Source organism: Pseudomonas sp. Sample_11 (assembly GCF_004307505.1).
Lineage (GTDB): Bacteria > Pseudomonadota > Gammaproteobacteria > Pseudomonadales > Pseudomonadaceae > Aquipseudomonas > Aquipseudomonas atacamensis.
In genome coordinates this window covers 1-3,754 of sequence record NZ_RCOD01000069.1, presented here as the reverse complement: position 1 = coordinate 3,754, position 3,754 = coordinate 1, and the positions used below count along the sequence as shown (strand labels likewise).

2 protein-coding genes are annotated in these 3,754 nt (G+C 64.1%); both read left to right on the top strand.

Annotation, left to right across the window (positions count from 1 at the left end):
• Nucleotides 1–338: 338 nt before the first annotated feature.
• Complete coding sequence (selA, locus tag D8U60_RS19265; RefSeq protein ID WP_130900687.1) at nucleotides 339–1,751, top strand: L-seryl-tRNA(Sec) selenium transferase; 1,413 nt, start codon at nucleotides 339–341, stop codon at nucleotides 1,749–1,751.
• A complete protein-coding gene (gene selB / locus D8U60_RS19260; RefSeq protein ID WP_130900698.1) occupies nucleotides 1,748–3,664 on the top strand; it encodes a selenocysteine-specific translation elongation factor in 1,917 nt (638 codons plus the stop codon). Before selA ends, selB begins: the two co-directional genes overlap by 4 nt.
• Nucleotides 3,665–3,754 lie beyond the last annotated feature (90 nt).

Genomic DNA, 3,754 nt, shown 5'->3' with positions numbered 1-3,754 from the left:
TTTGTGGTGACCAACAATGTTCATTCCACCCCGAATCCCTGTGGGAGCTGGCTTGCCAGCGATTGGTCAGCACATCCACCGCTTTCTTTGACGGACCCACCGCAATCGCTGGGAAGCCAGCCACAGACTTGTGTGCCGGTTACAAAGCCCGGTCCGCCCCGGATTTCTCTGTGGGAGCGAGCCTGCTCGCGAAGGCGTCAGGTCAGCCACCTCCACATTGACTGACACACCGCATTCGCGAGCAAGCTAGCTCCGGCAGTGCGTCTACACTTCTGAAACCCTTTCGGGAGCAAGCTTGCTCCCAAAAGGGATTGTTTCAGTGAAATCAGGAGTGGCTGATGTCTTCCAGCGTTGCCCTGCGGTTGCCGTCCATTGATGGCTTGTTGCGTCACCCGGCGTGCGCGCCGTTGGCCGAGCGTTATGGCCGGGATTCGTTGCTGACGGGCCTGCGTCAGTTGCTCGATGAGTTGCGGCCCGGCGTGTTGAGCGGGCAATTGGCAGCTGTGGAAATCGGCGCCGAAGTGCTCGCCGGCCGCGTCGGCGAACGCTTGGCGCAACAGCAGCGCAGCCAGGTGCGCCGGGTATTCAACCTGACCGGCACGGTGCTGCACACCAATCTCGGCCGCGCCTTGCTGCCCGAGAAAGCCATTGAAGCAGTGCAAATGGCCGCACGCTATCCGCTCAATCTCGAGTTCGATCTGGCCAGCGGCAAGCGCGGTGATCGTGACGATCTGATCGAAGGCCTGATCCGCGAACTGACCGGCGCTGAAGCGGTGACCGTGGTCAACAACAATGCCGCTGCCGTGCTGCTGACCCTCAACAGCCTCGGCGCGCGCAAGGAAGGCATCATCTCGCGTGGTGAGCTGATCGAAATCGGCGGCGCCTTTCGCATCCCCGACATCATGGCCCGCGCCGGCGTGCGCCTGCATGAAGTCGGCACCACCAACCGCACCCATGCCCGGGATTACCAAGCGGCGATCAGTCCGCGCAGCGGGTTGATCATGCGCGTGCATGCCAGCAACTACAGCATCGAAGGCTTCACCGCGCGGGTGGCGACTGCGGAACTGGCCGAGTTGGCACACGCTCATGGCTTGCCGTTGCTGGAAGATCTGGGCAGCGGCAGTCTGCTCGACCTGACGCGCTGGGGCCTGCCGGCGGAACCGACGGTGCGGCAGGCCTTGCTCGATGGCGCCGACATCGTCACCTTCAGCGGCGACAAATTGCTCGGCGGGCCGCAGGCCGGATTGATTGTCGGGCGCAGAGAACTGATCGCGAAGATCAAGAAGAACCCATTGAAGCGTGCGCTGCGGGTCGACAAGTTGACCCTGGCCGCGCTGGAGGCGGTGCTCGGTTTGTACCGCGACCCTGATCGCCTCGTCGAGCGCCTGCCGAGCCTGCGCCTGCTGACCCGGCCGCAAGCGGAGATTCATGCGCAGGCTGTGCGTTTGCAACCGCTGCTCGCCGATGTCTTGGGCGAAGTCTGGCAGGTCAGTGCAATCGAGGCGTTGGGCATGATCGGCAGCGGCAGCCAACCGGTGGCGCGTCTGCCGAGTGCAGCGCTGTGTTGTCGCCCGCAAGTATCCAAGCGCTGGCGCGGGCGCTATCTGCTCAATCTAGAAGCGGCGTTGCGCGGATTGCCGATCCCTGTGCTTGGGCGAATCGGCGACGATGCGCTGTGGCTCGATCTGCGTCAGCTCGACGATGAGCCAGCGTGGCTGGCGCAGTTGCCGCAATTGCAGGTCGACCGGTGATCGTCGGCACGGCGGGGCACATCGACCACGGCAAGACTTCGCTGTTGCAAGCGCTGACCGGACAAACCGGCGACCGCCGCCCTCAGGAGCGCGAACGCGGCATGACCATCGACCTCGGTTATCTCTACGCCGAACTCGCAGCGGGCGCCGGGCTGACCGGCTTCATCGACGTACCCGGCCACGAAAAATTCACCCACAACATGCTCGCTGGTGCGCAGGGCATCGATCTTGTGTTGCTGGTGGTCGCGGCCGACGACGGCGTGATGCCGCAGACCCGCGAGCATCTGGCGATCGTCGAACTGCTCGGCATCCCGCGCGCGCTGGTGGCGATCAGCAAATGCGACCGGGCGGGAGCGGGCAGGGTGGAAGAGGTGCAGCGTCAGGTCCTGGATTTGCTCGCGCCTGGGGCATTTGCTGATGCGCCGATTTTTACCGTGTCGAGTGTGAGCGGGCAGGGCGTCGATGAGTTGCGCGCGGCGTTATTGCGGGCGCACAACGAGGTGCAGGCGCGCAGTTGCGAGGGCGGCTTTCGCCTGGCGATTGATCGGACATTCAGCGTCGCGGGTGCGGGGATTGTGGTCACGGGCACGGCGTTGTCGGGCACGGTTGCGGTGGGCGACAAACTTGTCTTGGGGCCTGCGGGCAAATCGGTGCGCATCCGTGGCCTGCACGCGCAAAACCAGGCCGCTGAACGAGCGTTCGCTGGTCAACGCGTGGCATTGAACCTCAGCGGCGATCGTCTGGAACTGGCGCAGATCCACCGTGGCCAATGGCTGCTGGCCGACTGGCTGCATGCCCCGACCCAGCGCATCGACATCGACTTTCAACTGTTGCCCGGCGAGCGCACCTTCGAACACTTTCACCCGGTGCATCTGCACCTTGGCACCCAGGATGTCATCGCCCGGGTCGCTTTATTGCAAGGCCCGCGCCTGAGCCCCGGCGAGCGCATGTTCGCGCAACTGCTGATCAACGCGCCAGTGCAAGCGGTGAAGGGTGATCGGCTAATCCTGCGCGACTCGAGTGCCCAGCGCACCCTCGGCGGCGGCGTCGTTCTCGACCCGTTCGCCCCGGCCCGCCATCGCCGCAGTTCGGAACGCCTTGCGCAACTGCAAACCCTCGCTCTGAGTGTCAGCCTCGAACAAGCCTTGCCGGCACTGCTCAACCACAGCCCCGGCGGCCTCGACCCGCAACGCCTGGAACGCCAGTTCAATCGCCCGCGCCCGAAGTGGACGCTGGCGGAAAACATCCGCCTGATCGACACCCGCCAAGGCCCGCTGCTGTTCAACGTGCAGCGCTGGGGCCAGTTGAAATTCACCTTGCTCGAACAACTGGCGCGATTCCACGAACAAGAACCCGACCAGATGGGGCCGGACCGCGATCGCCTGCGCCGCTTCAGCGCGCTGGCACTGGAACGCTCGACGTTCATCAGCCTGCTCGACGAACTGCTCAATGCCGGCTCGATTCTCGCTAGCGGCCCCTGGCTGCACCTGCCGGACCATCAGGCGCGCCTGAATGCCGATGACGAAATCCTCTGGCAGCAATTACAGCCGTTGTTCGAACAGGCCGGTTTCGACCCACCGTGGGTGCGCGACGCGGCTAAAATGCTCGGCGAAGACGACGCCAGTGTTCGCCTGTTAATGCGCAAATTGGCACGGCTGGGCCTGATGCACCAGGTGGTGCGCGACCTGTTCATCAGCGACATTGTCTTGCGGCAAATGGCGGCGCTGCTGCTGAAACTCGCCGAAGAAAATCCAGCGATTGAGGTGACAACTTTCCGTGATGCGCTAGGCTTGGGACGCAAACGCTGTATTCAGTATCTGGAATATTTCGACCGACTCGGCCTGACCCGCCGCCTCGGCGAATCCCGCCAGATCCGCCCCGACAACGCGCTGGCCAACGCCTGCGCACCCTGAGTTCAGGAAGACAATCGCGCCCGGTGGCGCGGCCGGGCTTCAAACCCGGTTGGGGACGGCATCCGTTCCCGGGCAGGTTCGACTCCGGCT